The 19,171-nt window shown below is 43.4% G+C and carries 14 protein-coding genes and 1 pseudogene; 8 read left to right on the top strand and 7 right to left on the bottom strand.

Features of this window, described 5'->3' with window-relative positions:
• The first annotated feature begins 2 nt into the window (after positions 1-2).
• The 6 genes and pseudogenes from IEY46_RS23460 to IEY46_RS23430 all read left to right on the top strand — a co-directional run bounded on the left by IEY46_RS23460 (position 3) and on the right by IEY46_RS23430 (position 9,934).
• Positions 3-2,042 carry a hypothetical protein gene (locus IEY46_RS23460; protein WP_188995591.1) on the top strand — a complete coding sequence of 680 codons (2,040 nt, stop codon included), beginning with the start codon at positions 3-5 and terminating at the stop codon, positions 2,040-2,042.
• A 387-nt stretch (positions 2,043-2,429) separates the two neighbouring features.
• Positions 2,430-7,427, top strand: a complete 4,998-nt coding sequence (locus tag IEY46_RS23455; protein ID WP_229750483.1) for a DUF4838 domain-containing protein — start codon at positions 2,430-2,432, stop codon at positions 7,425-7,427.
• A gap of 537 nt (positions 7,428-7,964) precedes the next feature.
• Entirely contained in the window at positions 7,965-8,354 is a 390-nt protein-coding gene (locus tag IEY46_RS23450) for a hypothetical protein (RefSeq protein ID WP_188995587.1), read from the top strand.
• Between the two features lie 295 nt (positions 8,355-8,649).
• Positions 8,650-9,033 (top strand): annotated as a pseudogene (locus IEY46_RS23440) (DUF1572 family protein); the annotation flags it as partial.
• Between the two features lie 189 nt (positions 9,034-9,222).
• Positions 9,223-9,705, top strand: a complete 483-nt coding sequence (locus IEY46_RS23435; RefSeq protein ID WP_188995573.1) for a DUF2975 domain-containing protein — start codon at positions 9,223-9,225, stop codon at positions 9,703-9,705.
• A 10-nt stretch (positions 9,706-9,715) separates the two neighbouring features.
• Entirely contained in the window at positions 9,716-9,934 is a 219-nt protein-coding gene (locus tag IEY46_RS23430; protein ID WP_188995571.1) for a helix-turn-helix domain-containing protein, read from the top strand.
• 158 nt (positions 9,935-10,092) lie between these two features.
• Here IEY46_RS23430 and IEY46_RS23425 read toward each other — a convergent pair whose 3' ends face one another.
• From IEY46_RS23425 to IEY46_RS23410, 4 genes are read right to left on the bottom strand one after another with little or no spacing between them, the layout of a single operon-like run.
• Positions 10,093-10,749 carry a thioredoxin family protein gene (locus tag IEY46_RS23425; protein ID WP_188995569.1) on the bottom strand — a complete coding sequence of 219 codons (657 nt, stop codon included), beginning with the start codon at positions 10,747-10,749 and terminating at the stop codon, positions 10,093-10,095.
• Between the two features lie 23 nt (positions 10,750-10,772).
• Complete coding sequence (locus tag IEY46_RS23420) at positions 10,773-11,330, bottom strand: TlpA family protein disulfide reductase (RefSeq protein ID WP_188995567.1); 558 nt, start codon at positions 11,328-11,330, stop codon at positions 10,773-10,775.
• Positions 11,331-11,343: 13 nt separating this feature from the next.
• Positions 11,344-12,060, bottom strand: coding sequence for a cytochrome c biogenesis CcdA family protein (locus IEY46_RS23415; protein WP_188995566.1), 717 nt, complete (start codon positions 12,058-12,060; stop codon positions 11,344-11,346).
• Entirely contained in the window at positions 12,060-12,740 is a 681-nt protein-coding gene (locus tag IEY46_RS23410; RefSeq protein ID WP_188995564.1) for a hypothetical protein, read from the bottom strand. The genes IEY46_RS23415 and IEY46_RS23410 overlap by 1 nt, the downstream gene beginning before the upstream one ends.
• 217 nt (positions 12,741-12,957) lie before the next feature.
• Between IEY46_RS23410 and IEY46_RS23405 the strand changes: the two genes are divergently transcribed.
• On the top strand, positions 12,958-13,893 hold the full coding sequence (locus tag IEY46_RS23405) for a bifunctional metallophosphatase/5'-nucleotidase (RefSeq protein WP_188995562.1): 936 nt from the start codon (positions 12,958-12,960) through the stop codon (positions 13,891-13,893).
• 26 nt (positions 13,894-13,919) lie between these two features.
• Here the strand turns inward: IEY46_RS23405 and IEY46_RS23400 are convergent, their stop codons facing one another.
• The 3 genes from IEY46_RS23400 to IEY46_RS23390 are packed head-to-tail and all read right to left on the bottom strand — an operon-like array spanning position 13,920 to position 16,294.
• On the bottom strand, positions 13,920-15,017 hold the full coding sequence (locus IEY46_RS23400) for a sensor histidine kinase (RefSeq protein WP_188995560.1): 1,098 nt from the start codon (positions 15,015-15,017) through the stop codon (positions 13,920-13,922).
• Positions 15,004-15,696 carry a response regulator transcription factor gene (locus IEY46_RS23395; RefSeq protein ID WP_188995558.1) on the bottom strand — a complete coding sequence of 231 codons (693 nt, stop codon included), beginning with the start codon at positions 15,694-15,696 and terminating at the stop codon, positions 15,004-15,006. Before IEY46_RS23395 ends, IEY46_RS23400 begins: the two co-directional genes overlap by 14 nt.
• A 25-nt stretch (positions 15,697-15,721) precedes the next feature.
• The gene (locus tag IEY46_RS23390) at positions 15,722-16,294 is read right to left on the bottom strand and encodes a peroxiredoxin family protein (RefSeq protein ID WP_188995556.1); all 573 of its coding nucleotides are present in this window, start codon (positions 16,292-16,294) and stop codon (positions 15,722-15,724) included.
• A gap of 607 nt (positions 16,295-16,901) precedes the next feature.
• On the opposite strand from IEY46_RS23390, the gene IEY46_RS23385 reads away from it, so the two are divergent.
• On the top strand, positions 16,902-19,166 hold the full coding sequence (locus IEY46_RS23385) for an Ig-like domain-containing protein (protein ID WP_229750482.1): 2,265 nt from the start codon (positions 16,902-16,904) through the stop codon (positions 19,164-19,166).
• The last annotated feature ends 5 nt before the right edge of the window (positions 19,167-19,171 follow it).

Here is a 19,171-nt window from a genome sequence, read left to right as displayed (position 1 = left end):
GAATGAAAGCTGCAAGCTATGAAAGATGGATATGGATTGAATTAATCGGGTTCGATAATCGGGAGAGTGACTTCGGTGTCGCTGCATATTTGGACACAGTGGGGTTCATTCCGGAGAGTATCTTCTTCCTTTTGTATACTCCAGATTTCGTTCACGCCCATAAGGGCATGGAAAGCGAGTGGCAGTTGCCGATGGAAGTATGTTCATACGGTGCACGTCCATACGGCAAGCTCCACGATAGGCAAGAATGGACCAACTTTCAGTTGCGAAGTTTGGTAGAGGAATTGCAGAAGCATGGCATCGACATCTATTGCAGCTTTTTTGATATTTATCAATTTCACGACGGAGATACGCTACGCGAAAGCACATGGTGTGCCGCTCATCCAGAGCTCTATGAGATGAGGAAGACGGGAAAAGCATTTCCGGCGATTAATCCGCTTAAACGCTTTAAGGATGGAAGCTGGTATGAAGACTTGTTCGTCCAAGATTTAATGAGAGTTATGCGTGACTACGGTTTTGATGGTTATCATGGCGCAGACGGATATACAAGTCCAAGGCTAAGCCTCGAAGTAACAGATTATTCCGATGATATGGTCGAGCAATTCATAACCGCGACCGCAGTAGAAATAGAAGCAGGATTCGCGGCTCCTTGCGATGACAATCCGCTTGAGATGGAGCAGCGGGCTGATTGGATCTGGAATCACAGGCGTCTGGAATGGATTCGGTTTCATAGTGAACGATGGGGACAGTTGTGGGATAAAATAATGTCGGCCATTCGTCAGGAAGGGAAAAAAGCCTTCCTTAATACAGCATGGACCAGAGATCCGTTCGAAGCTTTATACCGATACGGTGTCGACTATCGCCGGCTTGCGGATTCCGGAATAGACGGCTTTGTCGTCGAAACGGTTGGAGCATCCCTTTCAGTAGGTGCTGGGGAAACGGAATATGAGCCGGATTCGGAATTCATGGCGATGTTGCTGACCATTAAGGCCTACGTGCCGGACACGATGCTGATATGCCTGAATGCGATCCAAGATACGAATGAGCAGTGGGATGCGCTAAGTCATGCGCCTACAGCGCTCGAGAGGGATATCTACTCTTTGTCCAATTTGTATTTGCAGGATTCGTCAGGGATAAGCCGTTGTTCAGGAGGTTTCATGGCTTGCCTCGGAGATGGGATTAGCCGAGATGGATGGAATTGGATATCCAAGAGGTGGGATGGGGGGTTCGATGAGGAGCCCCAGCGAATCATTGGCATCCCTATGGTATGGTCCGATCAACTTCTTCATCATTCATTGGAGGACTATTCTGTTTCCCGTCAATGGCCTGTTCACAAATATATGACTGAATTGATCTCCCTCGGGGCACCCTTGCACTCAATCGTTAATGTGAAAGATATTCCACAATCCGATGGACCGATTCTCGTTACTTTACTGCACTTGTTACCTGATGATGAATTGCAAAGCATACTGGATTATAGGAATGGCTCGTCAGTTCTAATCGGCATGATGACGGAGCGTATTTCCCGGATCCCGGCCATCGCCGAATGGCGGATAGACTGTGAAGTAAACGAGCTATTTTGCGTAATAAGGGATCACTATGGTGCAGTGGCGAAAGCCTTTACGATGGAGCGCAATGCAGATCGTGTACACCTAGAGGTACATCAGTCTACCCCTACCTGGATCAAAGAGGGAATAAACTGGCTTGAGAGCCTTCATTTTAATCCAGTAAGTGAAGAGTTCTTGACCAGTTGCGTTGAGGGAATTATTGAGCAGACGAATGTGCCGAAAGTATTGAGAAATGAGACATTTATTCGTACAGCTGTGCTGGAGATGGCTCCTAATCGCCTGCGGATCCTTATCTCCAATCTGCATATCAATTACAAATCGGCGCATCTTGATGTAGGACATCCCATCGAGCGCATAACGGTCTTAACCGATTTCCCTGGAGTCCCAGTTACCCCACGAGGCTCGGAATTCAGCTTATATGTCCCTGGTCGAGGTATCGTAATGGTCGAGCTGACATTGCAGGAGGTATTCTGAGGAGATAACCGACGGCGGGGATGTTCATCAGGTGCATCATTCCGCTTCTCCACCAGACGATGGATTGTCGGGTATGCCAAATCATGGAAGCCTCTTGTTGAATAGACGGGAGGCTATTTATTTTATCGTTCTAATGATGAGAGAGTACGGATTAGATGATGATAGAACACCGCAACAGATGTCAAGGAAAGCAAGATTGGCAAATAGTTTAGTGTATTCGGCTGACTTATAATATTAATGTAAGCGGTTTATATTATTGGGGTTAAGGGGGGCAATTTGGGATAGATCGAACCATATATAAGTCCACGATTCATTAAGTAGTGGAGCGATGGATGGCTATGGTTTCTTTGTTATGCGCAAAATTCTATTTTTGGAGGAGCTGGTCTTGTGGTAAGGTTTCGTACTAAACGTATATTATCTTTAATGCTAATCGTGAGTTTGCTTGTGACGATGCTGTTGCCAACTCAAGCTATCGCGGCTAATGAGACGGCTATTACCAATCAGAGTGATGGAACGATTTCGAATCAGAGTAAGACAACGATTTCAAATCACTGGGCGGAAGAGGTCTTAAACAAATGGATAGGGCTCGGTTTGCTCAAGGGGGATAAAGATCAAAACTACCATCCGGATAGTCCGATCACCCGGGCTGAATTCGCTGCATTGATTAATAGGGTGTTTAACTTGCCTGAAACTCTGGCTAGCACAAATCCGTTCACGGATGTAGGCGATAAATCCTGGTATTCGCAAGATGTAATCAAGCTGCATTCCGCCGGAATAATTAAGGGAGCAGGTGACAATAAGTTTGAACCAAACAAGCAGATTACTCGCCAGGATGCCGCGGTTATTGTAGCCCGTGCGTTTAAGGTGAAATCAGATTCGAAAACTAGTGAAGGTTTTACAGATTCATCGTCCATTTCTTCCTATGCGGTAGCGGACGTGTTGGCATTGAAGGTCAAAGGTTACGTTAAAGGGAAAGGAAATAATCAGTTTAAGCCCAAAGAGACTACGACACGATCTGAAGTTATTCAGATGATAGACAATGTGATGGGAACTCTAGTAAAGGAGAAGGGCAGTTACGAGTCCGATGTTAACGGAAATCTAGTCGTTAATACGGACGAAGTCGCACTGAAAAATATGGTCGTATCGGGCGACTTGTTCATCACGCAAGGTGTCGGAGAGGGAGAAATCTTACTTAATGGTGTTACGGTTAAAGGATCGACGTACATTCTAGGTGGCGGAAAAAACAGCATCATTATTCGCGATTCCAACCTGACAGGTACTTTAATAGTTGATAAATGGAACTCTCAGATTCGAATCGTAGCTGAAGGAACTACGGTGATCCAAGAAGTTGAAATGCTTTCGGGAGGAATTCTGAAAGAAGAGAATTTGAAGGGGAATGGATTCGTGAAAGTAATCATTCTCGTTCCGAATGATCAAACAAACCCTGCAATCGTTCTTGATGGAGAATTCGATGAAGTCCAGCATGTGACCGGAGCGGTAAGCTTCGAGCTAAGTAAAGATACCAAGGTTCTGGTCATGATATTTAATGCTTCAGCGAGCGTAACCGGCGACGGGGTTATTCAGACTGCCACGCTTAGCGTAAGTGGCGTTAAGTTCAGCAAGTGGCCCAACAAGGTGAATTTTTCAATAAATGTAACGGCTACGATCGGGAAGGAGCTTGTTTCGTCGGATCATCGGAATACAAATCAAGGAGGTAGCGGAGGGGGATTACTGCAGCCAACACCGACTCCGGAGCCAACACCGACTCCGGAGCCAACACCGACTCCGGAGCCAACACCGACTCCGGAGCCAACACCGACTCCGGAGCCAACACCAACTCCGGAGCCAACACCAACTCCAGAGCCAACCGCGATGATTGTTGATTCCGGAATTGCCAACGCCGACATTTTCGTTGATTCCTCAGCGAACGATATGATGGCTCTTGCCGCCAAAGAGCTTCAAGATACGATTAAGATGGTGAGTGGTGCTGAACTTCCAGTCTATAGGTGGAATTCGGAAGCATCTGTAAGCGCGGTGTTATCGGCCGATGAATTGATGATTAAGAAAATTGGACAGTATCCGATTCAGATTCATCTCGTAAATAATGAAGAGACTTCGGTTACCGTTCATTTGCAGTCCAATGATAACGACTCGATAACAGTTAATTTGCCGGAAGAAGTTGAGCTGGGAAGTAATGAGGAGAAAATTGTTAATGGTTTTGTTGAAATTTCGGCAGCTGCGTTGAGCGGCGAATATAAATTAGTTGTTCAAGCAAGCGTATCGGGAGCCCCTCTGAATCCGATGACAATGACTATTCAATATGAACCGAACCTGATCTTGAATTCCGGTTTTGAGCTTACAAATGGAGGTGTTCCGAGCGGATGGTTCTCACCCTCAGCGACAAGTGACGCCGGAGTATCGTTTAGCGGTAACTATTCCATGAGAGTGGATTTAGGAAACTCAGCTTATATGTTTGCACAATCGATTCAAAACCTTATTCTGGAACCTGGCAAGCAGTATAAATTAAGAGCTTTGGTTAAGGGTACCGGAGCGGGAATGATGAATATGGAAATTCATGAGATGTTGTCAAACGGCGGCAGCAATCCCGTCACTAATCGGACGGAAATCACCCTAAGCGACCAATGGAGACTTGTGGAATTGGTCTATACGCCGGCTGCGAATGCGATATACGATTATAATTCGATTTTCTTCTTCATGTCAGGTACGGAATCGTTGTGGATTGATGATGTTTCTCTTATTGAGGTCGTAGAGGAATCTCCCAATCTGATTACGAATTCCGGATTCGAAGTACCTAATCTGGCTGGTTGGTGGGGATTTTCCGGCTATGTTTTCGATGACGAAGAAGTATCGCATAGTGGAGCGCATTCGATGCGCATAGAATTAAACGGTGAAAGCTATATGTTTGCCCAACAAGACTTAATGCTTCAACCAGGTAAGCGGTACAAAGTAAGTGCACGGGTTAAAGCGGAATCGGAAGGCAAGTTGAGTATGTCGATTCATGAATTACAGTCCGGCGGTGGGTCTAACACTGCTGCCAATGTTGATGCTGTTGTAGGTGCTGCTGCTGGAGAAGAGTGGCAGCTAGTGGAAATGGAGTATGCACCGGCTGATGATGCGCAATATGATTCTAATCGCCTTTACATTTTCATGTCAGAAACCGATGTAGTATGGGTCGATGACGTGACGTTAACTGAGATCGTCGAGGCTGTCGACCCGGGTGACAACAACGAGATAAATAATAACAGCGTGCGCATTATTCTGGCGACACCTGATTCACACCCCGGATTGGCAACGCTTTTTGCGGATGATATTGCTTATTTACAGCAATCCGATGGCTTTGCAATCCGACAAGTTGGAGAACTGATTTATATTATCGGAACAGAACCAAAGGGTGTGCTCAATGGCGTATATGATTTTATGGAGAAAAACGCAGGTGTACTGTGGACACGCTCCAATGAAATCGGTACATTATATGATCCACAGCCAACTATCCAGGCACTGCATGTGAATTATAGGGAGAAGTCTCCGTTTCAACTGCGCGGGTGGCATCTTACAGGCTCCGGGGCTCAGGGGCAGTTTCACTCGGATCCTGCTTCGGAAGTGATGATATCACGCAATAAATTGAATGCCAAGCTTGCAGAATTCGGGAATATACATCTTTGGGATTACCACGAAAGTCTGGGAGTGAAGGCTTTTAATATCGGGCATGACCTTGTATACTGGTTGCCAAGTGAAGAGTATTTCGCTACGCATCCGGACTATTTCAATACGGACGCAGAGGGGAATTACATTCCGGGGACGATCGATACTCAAATTAACTTCTATCACCCAGACGTACCGGGAGTGATAGCCGGTCGGGTGAAGGAATACTTAAAAAACAACCCAAGAGAATACGTGGGAATGGGCATTAACGACACTCATTATTGGATGCAAGGCGAATTAAGCAGTTTGCCTTTTGAATTACCGGATGGTACTAAGATTTATCCAGATGAAGCGGATTATAAATCAACCGTATTCTATTCGTTCCTGAATAAGATTGCTGCAGAAGTGAAAAAGACCTATCCGGATGTAAAAATTAATACGTTTGCTTACTTTTTTGCAGAAGTCCCCCCTCGAGTGGAACTGGAGGATAATATTGTCATTGTCTTAGCTCCGATTTCCGGGGATGACCGTTTACCTATTAATACGGACAAGGTAAGTGCCAACAATCAATATGTGCAGAAATTGCAAGGCTGGTTGAAGAAAACAAACAACATCGTCATGTATAACTACTATGGCTCTTTCCCTTCAGCTACCTACGAAAGGCCGATTGCTGAGAAAGTCCAGGCGGATATGAAGTATTACAGAGATTTGGGACTTATGGGTATTCTTCCTGAAAATATTGTGGATGGGTCGGCTCCAAACTGGGGAGTTAATGCCTTGCAGTTCTGGCTGATGCAGAAGCTTTTCTGGAATCCGGACGCTGATCTTGCAACTTTAAAAAACAATTTTATTGAAAAAGCATATGGAGCCGCGGCGGAGCCGATGAGACGGTATTATGATCTGATCGAGCAAGGCTGGGAAAATGATCAGCAGCCAGTAAATTACCTTGTCAGTTCAAAAACGTATATTCGATCGTACGTTATTGAGGCTGGAATTAAGGATGAAGCGCAGACGGCGTTGAATGAGGCTTGGTCATTAGCGGATGAGAAAGCAAAACAGAGAATCGAACCGATAAAGACAACCTTCGAGAATATGATATTACAGTATGGCGAACTGTCTAATTTAAGTGCAAAAGCAATCAAAACAACGGCTAGCAAAGAGGAAATCCTTAGTGGACTGGATTTTAGTCAAGGACCATGGGCAGATGCTGAGCCAGCAACAGATTTCTTCAATATGGGAACGACAGATAGGGCTCCCGTGGAGACCAAAGTACGTCTGCTTTGGGATGAGGAAAATCTCTATGTCGGCTACGAGAATTTTGACGATGACGTATCGAAGATTGTGGCAAGCGATACGGCCCCTGGTGATTGGTGGGCAAGCGGCGGAGATGATGATGTAGAGACATATCTTACCGGAGATTTGACCGGAAACTCTTATTATGTGTTCTTCGCCAACCCTAAGGCTGTCAAGTTCGAATACAGTGGTCCTGTTCAAAACAGCGGCTTTAGTACGCAATGGGAGGTCTATACCAAGGTTGAAGATGACCGTTGGAAAGCGATTAAAGTCATTCCATTTGCTAGTATCAATGTGGATCCAAGTGTGAGCAAAACTCTGAAAGCCTTATTTTTTCGGGAGTATCACGGCAAGGAAGGATTTTTCAGCTGGGGAGGCGGAAGCGTATGGAGCTGGGCCGACTTCAAACCGGTTACTCTCGAGGAATAAAATTGATTCGAGTGAAGATGAGTGAATTTAGCTGATTTGTGATCGATTCAGTTCGAAACGAGTGGTAAGTTAAAAACAATGCACTAAAGTTTCTAGATCAATCCAATAGCGCATCTCTCTTGCTGATATCAAGGGGGATGCGCTATTTTTTGGTAACCATTCGATAATTGAGCAACAAATATCAAGGAAAGCAAAATTGGCGAATATCTTTGCCATTCTGGAGATCTTACAATAAAAGCGATTAAAGATTGATCAAAAATTGATCAATACTTTAACACAAAAAGGAGTGATTTACGATGAAGAATAAGTATAAAATCGTTTCGCTTATCTTTTCGTTAACCTTGCTGCTAATTTTTTAAATCCCCTCAAACGGTATCAGCCTCATCCTCAGGTTCAACTAGCGATGGAACGCTCACCGTCGACGGACAGCCCATTTTCCCATTCGGTTTTTATGAAGTTGCCTGGGGTCAAATCCCTTGGCATACAAATGACTACACGGTTGAGTCGGATGTGGCGAGCTTTGCGAGAGTTACCAATATGAAAGGCGTTAGGTTAAAAATACTTGAAGCGAATATGGCTCAGAATTATTTTGGCATTGTTGAACTAGAGGTGAATGACGGATCAGGACCGAACCAGGCTACATCTGCTGCCGCAAGCGCGACAAGCTTGAATTCCGACCCGAATCACTCTTCTGCAGATGGGGTAACGGGCTGGACGAAAGTGGCAAGCTCATACAAGATGCCGGCGGGTAAGCTTTCCGCGGATATGAACCAACTAGCTGCAGATGGCTTTAACGTTATGCACCCTTCAGCTGCCTCAGGGAATGGCTTCGACACGAGCTTCGTCGATGATGCTGGCGTAAAAGGAATTAAGCTTATACCGGAAAATATAGCTACACTTGTTAATTTAATTTTATTTCACAATTGAAAAATAAGCCTGCTATTCTAGGTTGGAGCATTTGCGACGATTGCGATCCTTATAACGATCCTTCAACAGTTCAAAGCTATCAAGACGCGGTTAGGGCTATTGATTCTAACCATATTACTTATGGAGCCGGCGCTCATTATACGTATGAGCCGGGATACAACGTTGGAACTTATGTGAATACTCTCGATTCGATGGGGTGGGAGATGTATCCGATCGGTACCAGCATACTTATGAATACCGTATACGCTGCGATGAAGGATACGGCTGATGCCTTTAGAGCCGCGGGGAAACCTGAAGTGGAAATATGGTTTCAAGGTGGACTGACTTTTTAACAACAGACGGAGAGAAGGAATATAGAAATCGTGACGAAGAATTTTTAGATGATGGTATATCTTCAAGGTCAGAGCTCACAATTGTTTGGGAAAAGGGCTGGCAAACCCTAATTGATACATTAACTGGTTTAAGTGAGAAAGATTTATTAAAAAAAATATATATTCGTGGAGAAGGTCATTTGGTAATAGAGGCTATTGAGAGGTAAATGGCACATTATTCTTATCATGTGGGACAAATTGTTTATATTGGTAAACAAGTAAAAAATAATAAATGGGAAAGCCTCAGTATACCAAAGGGAAAATCTGAAGAGTATTTAAAACAAATGCTTGATAATCACCGAGAGTAAACAATCAAAAAAGAGGGGGCTGTCAAATCGTAGTTTTGTTGAATGAGTTATAAATTTTACATTTTAAAGTAAGAGCATTTCTTTTAATGAGAAATGCTTTTTTTCTTATTAAAACAATATTAATTTATTGTTTAACGATAAATAATGTGGTAAAGTTAAAACTGTCATTACATAAGTGAGGTGCAGTTTATGATAAGAGGAAAAACACTCTTTTTGAAGATAGCTGTTATTCTTATTGGAATCCCAATTCTCGCTTTGTGCATATTTTTAGTGCCTAAGATCGGGAATTTTGCTGGTGAATTGTATCCAGAAACGGCTTATATGAAATCTCTCGTTTTAATCGATATGTACGCAGCAGCGATTCCTTTTTACATTGCTCTGTATCAAGCTTTTAAACTTTTAAGCTATATTGATAAGAATCAAGCGTTCTCGGAATTATCGGTAAAAGCATTAAAGAATATAAAATACTGTGCCTTCACAATCAGTACCTTGTATCTGCTAGGTATGCCACTCTACTATCTCATGGGGAAGAGAGTTGACCCTCCAAGTTTTATCCCAATGGGATTGGTCATTATTTTAGCCTCTATGGTGATCGCCGTTTTTGCTGCTGTTCTCCAAAGACTTTTACAAGAAGCTATTAATATAAAATCAGAAAATGAATTAACGGTCTGAGGTGGAGCACATGGCAATTATTATTAATATTGATGTGATGCTAGCAAAACGAAAAATGAGCGTAACGGAGCTTTCGGAGAGGGTTGGAATTACTATGGCGAATCTTTCCATTCTGAAAAATGGGAAAGCAAAAGCGGTTCGTTTTTCAACATTAGAAGCGATATGTAAGACTTTGGATTGTCAGCCAGGTGATGTTTTGGAGTACAAAAGCGACGAAGACACTCATTAAAAACAGAGAGAATTTCCCCTGGCTGCCAGGAAAAAACACTATGTGACCGCCAGAAGAGTGAGCGATTAAGAAATAGATTTTGGTAAAAAGTACATCCGGACTTTATCATCGGCCGGGTGAGGTTTCATTCAAGAACCTGTCCAGTTTTTGTTTACATGCTATTGATGACCATGATTGGAGATCGTGATTTCAACATCCTTTATTCCAAAATGGGACAAGGTCTTAGTTAAAGCACATTTCATTTTATTCCTCGTTGCCGGATCAACCTGATCCGCATCTACATAAATCATGGCATCTCCGTGATGTTGATCAAAGTTTACATATCCTAGTTTGGAAGACAAAGGAAACGGGTTTTCATAACCGTTTATTTGGGCATCTAACAACAGACTGATAACAGTAATTCGAGGTGCTTTCACTGATGTTTTATTATGATAATGTATTTCCAGGGGCATGATTTCTTTATTCTTATACAAATAAATCGTGTAGGTTTCAATCGTTTCTTGGTTACTCTCGAACTTCTCGGTCAATTGCAGAACGTTATGGTGTAACTTTTCGATCATTTCCACCATTTCTCCTGTCTCAACAAATCCTTCCATGCGGTATAACTCATTTGCTTCCTGATCTAAAAAAAGTGTCGTAGGATTTTTCTTGATTCTATAATAATTGGTGATGTCGGTCATGATTTCAACATAGATCGTTTCAATTTTAATCTGTGGATATCTGTTCTGGATTTCACTCAACACCGTCCCCATCGATCTTCCCATTGGGCATGCACTCAAAGTAAATAACATCATTTTTTGAACCCTACTCCCCATTTCCATTCCTCATTTCTTTTTTATTAATTTATTTTCGACATTGTTTTTTTCATCATGTCATAATTAATAGCACCTTGAAAGATCTCCTGAATGATGCCTTCTGAATCAATCATATAAGACGTTGGGTAAGCAAAAATTTGGTACATGCTGGCTTTATTTCCCTCTGCATCCATCACAATTGGAAACGTAAGAGCGAAATCTTCAACAAAAGCCGTTACATCACTTCGTTTCTTTTCCGTATTGGTTAAATTCACGGCCAGTACAACAACATCTTTCTCATTATCCTTATAAAATTTTTCCATGTGCGGCATTTCTGCCCTGCAAGGAGGGCACCAAGTCGCCCAAAAGTTTAAAATCAATTTCTTACCTAAGAAATCTGAAAGTTTTACAGGACTCCCACTTAAATGTAGCAACTCAAAATCAGGTGCTTTGTTTCCTTTTTTTATTCCCACCTCCGCATCTGCCTTATTCTGTTGCTGATTCATGGTTTCTGCTTGTTTTGAATTTTTTGTTGTGTAATCATAAGTTCCCCAAATGACTAAAACCAGTACAGCTATGATCGCTACCACATTTTTTCGCATAAGGCACCTCCACTTAATAAGTAAATGTCGAAAACTGCGCCAACCAAGCGCTCATTTTTTGTAATTGTCCCGTAAATAGCAATAGCCCCATCCCAACTAGGATCCACCCATTAATGACGGAGAGAACAGGTAACCATCGATTGATTTTTTTTAAAATTCCCAATGAATAAGTAAGCATCAAGGATAAAATAAGAAAGGGAATTCCTAAACCAATGGAATAAAAAAATAATAAGAACATGCCTCTATACAGGGTTTCTGACGATCCGGCAAGCAGTAAGATGGAGGATAATGCCAACCCCACACAAGGAGTCCATCCGGAACCAAAGGCCAGCCCTAGAATAAAAGAACTTACATTTCCCTTTTTTGAAGTATTGGTATTGATGAAATTCTTGTTGAACATAAGAAAGCGCAAAGTCAGCACCCCTGCCATCTGTAGACCAAAGACAATGATGAGCAAGCCGCTTATTTTTTCAACCAAGTTTCTGTTACCGGCAAAAAATTGACCGATGAAGCTGGCAGAAGCGCCCATAGCCACGAATACCACACTGAATCCTAGAATAAAGCTAATGGATCTGATCAATAGCAATCTTTTCTCCACATTTATTTTATTTTCTTGTACGAAGGATCCGGTTAAATGGGATACATAGGCCGGAATGAGCGGAAATACACAAGGAGAAAGGAAAGAAAGAATACCAGCTATAAGAGCTACGAATATCGTTGGACTATCCATCAATGAACCTCCTTCACTTTTTGCTTGCTCAAAACGAGATCTATACCTAAAGTAATGATAAAAACGATGAAAAGGATCATCTGTTCCTTGGTGAATCCCAAAACAAAAAATGTTCTCTCTTGCTGGGCGAAGAAGATACCGATCAACCCTAAGCTATACCAGATCAAACATTGGTTTAAAACGATCGGATTGCCGACAGCTTCTTTTTTTGAATGCAACAACAAAGCGAATGTCATATTTAATAAAGCGTACAGGATATGGATCATGGGATGGGCGCTTTCGATTGTCAAAAGTAAAAGATGATAGATGCTGCTGCCAGCTAGCCATCCTACGCCCATCACATCCAGGTTCACCATGATGGAAGTGCCGTCTTTCCGTGTGCGAATCCCCAGAAATAGGATCGAGATGGATATGGCTATAGCGATTCCCCGATCCCCGCCGTTAAAATAAAGAAGAGACATCGGATATTGAATAACGGAAACGGGATCAAAAATGATTAGACTGAGTTTCCATGTGAAAAAGCCAAGGATGAATGCATGAAAAAATTTATCGCTGGTATTTCCCTCTACACTTGCCTTACTCAAACGGTATTTCAATGCCAAATAACCTGTAAATGCTGACAATATAAAAATAAGTAGTTCGAAATTCAGAAGTAATGGCCCTAATTGTATGACATTCAAAACTCTACCTCCCGTTCTCCCTTCTGAACAAATCGTATCAATCCATTGTTAAGATTCGTTAAAGCTGAAATTCAATCGCAGTAGGATGAGAATCAAAGTCCGGTTTTCAACCGATAATGATGAACGGCGGGAGGCTTTGCACGAATCGCCAATTACGTTCGAACGGTCAGACGACAAAAGAAGAATGTCCTGTTTGTGGATGGGGGTGACATATTTCATGGAACGTCGTCTGCCTTCGATGATAGAGAAATTACGGGGAGAAGAACGTGTTGATCTTGTCATTGTAGTAAGTCATATGGGGCTGCCCCTAGATGTAAAGTTAGCCTCTCTCATTAATGGAATAGACGTCATATTAAGTGGCCACAGTCACGACCGCATCACAAGACCTATTCTTCAGAGCGGATGCATTATCATTCAATCCGGGGCTAGCGGTTCATTCTTGGGCAGACTCGATCTTACTGTGGAAGGGGGACGTATCACGGACTTTAAACATCAATTGGTGTTTTTATCTACCGAGGAATACGAAGAGGATCAGGAAGTGGCACAATTGGCCGTAGAATTGCTAAACCCTTTTCGTCAGCAACTGGATCCCGTCGTTGGAGAAATCTCCACTCCCCTGCATAGGATGACCTTGAACGAATCACCGATGGATCGACAGATCACGGACGCATACCTTCATCACATGGATGCCGATATTGCCCTTTCTCATGGATGGCGATATGGCGCTCCGATTCTTCCGGGTCCCGTAACGGTGAAGGATTTATATCAAATCATCCCGACTAATCCGGAATTGTTCACATTGGAACTGGACGGACTGTCCATATTGGAAGCATTAGAGAACAATTTGGAACAGGTTTATGCTAACGACCCGTTCCAACAAAAAGGAGGTTATGTACTCCGTTCTTCTAATATTGCAATGGCTTATAAGCCATATAATCCAAAAGGGTATCGCATTCAACATATTGAAGTAAAAGGGGAAAACCTGCAACTCGATAAAATATATCGACTAGTCGCAGCCGGTCAGCAAATTTTAAAGCCATACGCGACAAAACATAAACCAATAGGGGTCCATTCGCATGACGTATTATCGGAATACTTCTCTGCCTCCAGCAAAGTTAATGTGGATAATCGTCCTCATATTTTTACCATCTAATTGAAACGAACCTGCTTCGCCAAGAGTCAATCCTGTGATGCATGGGAGGATGGAATCGTAAACCAAAAGGAATGCTCATGACCATTAGAAACTAAACCAATCTCCCCACCATGCTGCTGCACAATCTCTTTGGCTATGGCTAATCCCAATCCAGATCCTCCCGTATCGCGATGCCGAGAAGGATCGATCCGGTAGAAGCGATCAAAGATATGGTTTGCTTTTTCCGATGGGATCTGTTGTCCCTTATTCGTAATGGTCGTACGGTATTCGTTTTTTACAGTCTCTCCTGTCATGCGAATCAACCCGCCACGATCATATTGGATCGCGTTTTTCAACAAATTGGTCATCACCTGTCTTAATCCGAATGCATCTCCCAGTACCTTTCCTGGTTCCAAGTTGATTTCACATTGAATATTTTTGTTGTTCAGTTCAAGTTCGAAACCCTGAAAACTGGATTGTACGATTTTGTCCAAATCGATCAAATGCCACTGAGGTTTGTTCAGTCTCTTTGTTTCCCAAATGGCAAGTTGATGCAACTGATCCACAAGCCGGGTTAAATGTATGGATTCATCATGTAAAGAACGGTAAAGTTCCGGTTCGCCTTGAATCACACCCGAGCTTAACGCTTCCAAGTAGCCGTTAAGATTACTCAGTGGTGTACGCAATTCGTGTGAAATATCACTTAACATCTGTTTTCTGCTCTCTTCCGTTTGCCTTAAAGTCGATATCATTTGATTAAAATGACGACTTAATTGACCGGTTTCATCTTTAGAAGTGACTTGAATCGGATCCGGGTATTCCCCTTTCGTCATTAATCGAGTCGATTTCAATAGGTTTTGAAGAGGAATGAGGATTCTCCGCATTAATAAGTAATAGATCAATGCAGCCACGATGACTGCGATCAGACTGGCACGTAATAAATAAAAATGCATCGTACTGTTGAAAAAGTTTTGCTTCTCCTCGCCAATGAATTGATACTGGCCCACTAGCAGGCAGGCAAAATCCTTCACAGAAACACCTACCAGCCAAATCACGATCCCGACCACCATTCCGTTAATAATCATGATCTTCCATATAATGCTCTTTTCCCAAAAGAAAAACCATTCTTTCTTAAAATGAGACAAAACGATACCCCATTCCTCTGACCGTTTCTATAAACTCGGGTATTCCCTCGAATTTTTTGAGTTTCTCCCGGAGTTTACTCACATGGACATCCACAGTACGTTCAATAACAAATTTCTCATCATTCGGATATAATTCCTCAAGGATCTGTTCTCGAGTTACGATTTGATTGGGATGCTTCATTAAATAATACAACAAACGAAATTCGTGCTGGGTCAAAGAAATAAGTTCACCACGATACTTTGCTTCGCCACGTATCGGTTTCACCGTTAATCCCTTATAACTAATCTTACTGCATCGATGGGCTGTACGTCTTAATACCGTTTCCACTCGCACCACTAATTCTTGCGGGCTAAACGGTTTTGTGACATAATCATCCGCACCTAGTAGTAGTCCTTTAATCCGTTCTTGTTCATCTACTTTCGCGGTAAGAATAATCAGGGGTACATCGCTTTTCATTTCCCCACGGATCCATTGACACAAAGCTTCTCCGCTTTGTCCAGGCAGCATCAGATCCATGATGACAAAACAAGGATCATACCTTTCAAACATTTGCTGTCCTACGACTCCGTCCTCAGCCTCCCACACTTCAAAACCGGCCTTTTCAAGGTAAATTTTAATTAATTGCCGAATTTTGCGATCATCTTCGACAATCAGGATCGTTTTTCCCTTTGACTTCACACCTAACCAACTCCAGTTTCTCCACTTATTCCACCTGTTTCATGATTTCATCCATCATATCATACGTCATCGGACCTACAATTTTTTGTTCAATCCTTCCTTTCGAATCCAAAATATAGGTTGTAGGAATAGTGGTTACCTGATACAGATCAGCCACTTGAGATTTTTCATCCAGCACAACCGGAAACGTTAACTCATAGTCCGCAATAAATCCAGGTATATCTTTTCTATTTTTCTCTGCCTGTGTTAAGTTTATTGCAAAAACTGCAACTCCCTCAGTTTTGTGATCTTTATAGAAGGACTGCAAGTGCGGCATTTCTGCTATACAAGGCGGACACCAGGTCGCCCACATATTTAGTATGACCTTTTTTCCCCGATAATCGGAAAGTTTCAGGTTTTCACCTTCAAGCGTTGGTAAAGTAAAGTCTGGAGCTATGTTTCCTTTTTCCAATCCAACGGTCTCATTGCTTTCCATTTCTTCTGTCCCCGATTGTTCCGTTTCCGCATGATTTAATGGTTTGATATTATTCTTGTTTATATCGTATACGCCCCAAATAACCAGGCCAAGCAACATAAGAATTACAATTGTTTTTTTCATGTTTGAATCCCCTTTTCGCTTTTCGTTTATCGTACCTGCGAAATGTTAAGATTCGTTAAAGCGGGGGTAAGACCCCAAGCATTGATCACCTTCGAGCTTGATTAAGCTATACCAAAATTATTATTTAGGCTCTTCGGATTTCCTTTAAGCTCCTTGCCATATTGATCATAGTACTTTGAAATTCTTTACCTACTGGATAATAGAACATTAAATACTTTGGTCCCACTTCGTGGACGCCGCCATCCTACGCGAACCCGAAGAGATTTGTTGAGCGTGACGTCACGGTCGGCTCCGAAAATCATCTCAACGAGGTCAACGACAAAACCTGTCATTTTGTCTCCCGTCTCTGATCGCTCACAAACGGCTTAATAACTCTCGTTTAAGGCCTGCATGATCTCTCATTATAGAAAGCCACATGATCTCTTTGTGTTATGAAGTGTTTGATCACCAAAAAGAAAAGTGCTGCCTTTGTGTTTTTTTGTTAAGCTTGTCAATTCATGCTGTAAGTCTCTTTTGTATGCCTTTAACGCATTGACGTGTAAAAAATAGAATGAAATACTAGGGTTACCCTTGAAAAAGGAATAAACAGGAAGAGGTGAGTGATGCAGTGCGTCGATTCAATCTTCACAGCTTGTTTATTTGTATGACGGCCACCTGCCTACTTGTAAGCGGTTTATGGTTTAGCCCGGTTCGAGTTGCGGCGGCATCCAGTATTTCGCTGAATTCGCATCAAGATGGTAGCCCCGTTCAAGATAGGATAGTGCGCCTTGAAGGGTCGTATACTTCGGTATATGATCTGTCTATCGTCATTAACGGGAACCTGATCGATCGGGTACACACACTCGATACAGGAATGGAGTCTGGCAAATGGTACTACGATCTGGAAGCATTAAACTATGATGGTCCGATTGAAGTCGTCGTCATCGGCTCGGATTCTGCAACGCGCTATGGCGTCTGGTCTCCGATGATTACACTCGACGCGGACTATTCCAAGGTGAGCAAGCCACAAGTCGAAATCATTAACCCCAAAGATAAGGAAATAGTTAATGCTGACACTACAGTTCAAATACAAGCCCTAGGTAAAAATGACATTAAAAAAGTTGAAGTAAGAATCAATGGCGGCGCCTGGAAGACAGCGGCGGGTGAAGGGAAGCTCTATGAAATGAAGTGGAATACACGTCCGCTTGGTGAACGGGTTAGCAGCATCGAGGCACGAGCAACGGATGTGTATGGAAATGTTGGTAGGAGCTTAACGACTTACGTCTCGACACAAGGCACAGAAAAACCAGCGCAATCAGTCCAAAAGCAGGATAGGGCGATGTGGATATGGGAATCGGAATCCTATCCGCTTGTTATGAATCCAAGATCTCGAACAGTCCTCCATGCGATGGCGACAGATACGTCTACGTTCGGACAAGATCCGATCACAACCTTATACCTTGGCGTGGATAAGTTTGAAGGGACAGATATGTTGGAGGACGAACGAGGAAAGGTTAGGGACTTCGTAAAATGGGCACATAAAGAGGGCTTTCGGGTACAGGCACTGATCGCCGGAGGAACGAGACCCCCTTATTTCGGAGCATACGAGAGGTACAGGGAACCGGCGCTTCGAGAATTCGAGAAGGTGCTTAATTATAATCTTTCCTCCGATCCCAAGGAACGATTTGACGGCGTAAACGTTGATGTGGAACCGTACATCGCGGCAGATTTTAAGACGGACACGCCATCAGTGCAGATTCAATACTTGGATTATTTGGAGACCATTCTTGAACGAAGGGATGCTTCGGGATTGGATCTGCCCGTTGGTCCGGCGATCCCCCGCTGGTACGATACCTCGGACAACACAAAAGCCATTCCGTGGAAGGGCGTAACAAAGCCGCTTAGCCAGCATATCCAGGATATCGCGGATTACATTGCTATTATGGATTACCGGGATCAGGCGGAAGGTTCAGTCGGCATCATCGATCAGGCAAGGGATGAGCTGGAGTATGCCAACGCGATCGAAAAAAACAACTCAGTTGTAATTGGCGTAGAGACTAAAGATATAGCAGACGGCGGAGATCCTGAGATGATTTCGTTTCAAGAAGAAGGCAGGACTTTTATGGAAGCCGAGCTCGATAAGGTGTACGCTGCCTTCGAAGAAAACCCGGCCTTTGCCGGTATAGCACTACATCACTATGAAGATTTGCAGAAGTTGCCGACCGAATGGGGACCGGAAGCAGTAAGCTGGCAGGCGCCGGCAGACCAAATACCTCCTGGCGCTGTAAAGGGAACTCCTCAAGCATCCGCATTCAATTTCCAAACGGTTGATCTATCCTACGGACCTGCAACGGATAATCGGGAGGTCGACGAATACCGCATTTATCGTGGCACCGAGCCAGATTTCCCAGCAGACGAGGCGCATTTGGCCGGAACATCGCGAGGGCTATCCTATACGGATAAGGGGCTACTTCCCGAGACAACGTATTATTATAAGGTTGCCGCCGTAGACAGTAGTGGCAATATCGGAAAAGCATCGAAGACGACGTCCGCGACGACGGGGATAACGACTCTTAAACCGCTGGTCATTGATAAGATGGAAATTGTATATGAGCAGTCCCGGGCAAAGGCGACGCTGTTAGCCTCGTATTGGAATACGGGGGAGACGGTTGCCGTAACTGTACACGGCCGATTCACCTTTAAGGGCGGAAAATATGTAGACGTTGCTACAGACGAAAGCGGTGTGGCAACTGCGCTCTCCGAAGGCCTCGCTTACGAGTCGGGGAAGGTTGGGTTCCTCCCTAAGCGGCTGACGGCAGAAGGTTATTATTGGGCTTCCGCTTACGACCGAGTAAAGGCGGCAGAGACGGAATGGAGCTCGAGTAATGAATAGAAAGG

The sequence above is a fragment of the Paenibacillus nasutitermitis genome, from assembly GCF_014641075.1.
GTDB classification, from domain to species: domain Bacteria; phylum Bacillota; class Bacilli; order Paenibacillales; family Paenibacillaceae; genus Paenibacillus_Z; species Paenibacillus_Z nasutitermitis.
This window is presented reverse-complemented; position numbering and strand designations above follow the sequence as displayed.

What these genes read in the sequence shown, in the direction of transcription:
- IEY46_RS23405 (WP_188995562.1), top strand. Translation starts at nt 12,958, where the DNA reads ATGGAACGTCGTCTGCCTTCGATGATAGAGAAATTACGGGGAGAAGAA.
- IEY46_RS23415 (WP_188995566.1), bottom strand. Translation starts at nt 12,060, where the DNA reads ATGGATAGTCCAACGATATTCGTAGCTCTTATAGCTGGTATTCTTTCT.
- IEY46_RS23430 (WP_188995571.1), top strand. Translation starts at nt 9,716, where the DNA reads ATGGCAATTATTATTAATATTGATGTGATGCTAGCAAAACGAAAAATG.
- IEY46_RS23460 (WP_188995591.1), top strand. Translation starts at nt 3, where the DNA reads ATGAAAGCTGCAAGCTATGAAAGATGGATATGGATTGAATTAATCGGG.
- IEY46_RS23420 (WP_188995567.1), bottom strand. Translation starts at nt 11,330, where the DNA reads ATGCGAAAAAATGTGGTAGCGATCATAGCTGTACTGGTTTTAGTCATT.
- IEY46_RS23390 (WP_188995556.1), bottom strand. Translation starts at nt 16,294, where the DNA reads ATGAAAAAAACAATTGTAATTCTTATGTTGCTTGGCCTGGTTATTTGG.
- IEY46_RS23450 (WP_188995587.1), top strand. Translation starts at nt 7,965, where the DNA reads ATGAAAGGCGTTAGGTTAAAAATACTTGAAGCGAATATGGCTCAGAAT.
- IEY46_RS23435 (WP_188995573.1), top strand. Translation starts at nt 9,223, where the DNA reads ATGATAAGAGGAAAAACACTCTTTTTGAAGATAGCTGTTATTCTTATT.
- IEY46_RS23425 (WP_188995569.1), bottom strand. Translation starts at nt 10,749, where the DNA reads ATGGGGAGTAGGGTTCAAAAAATGATGTTATTTACTTTGAGTGCATGC.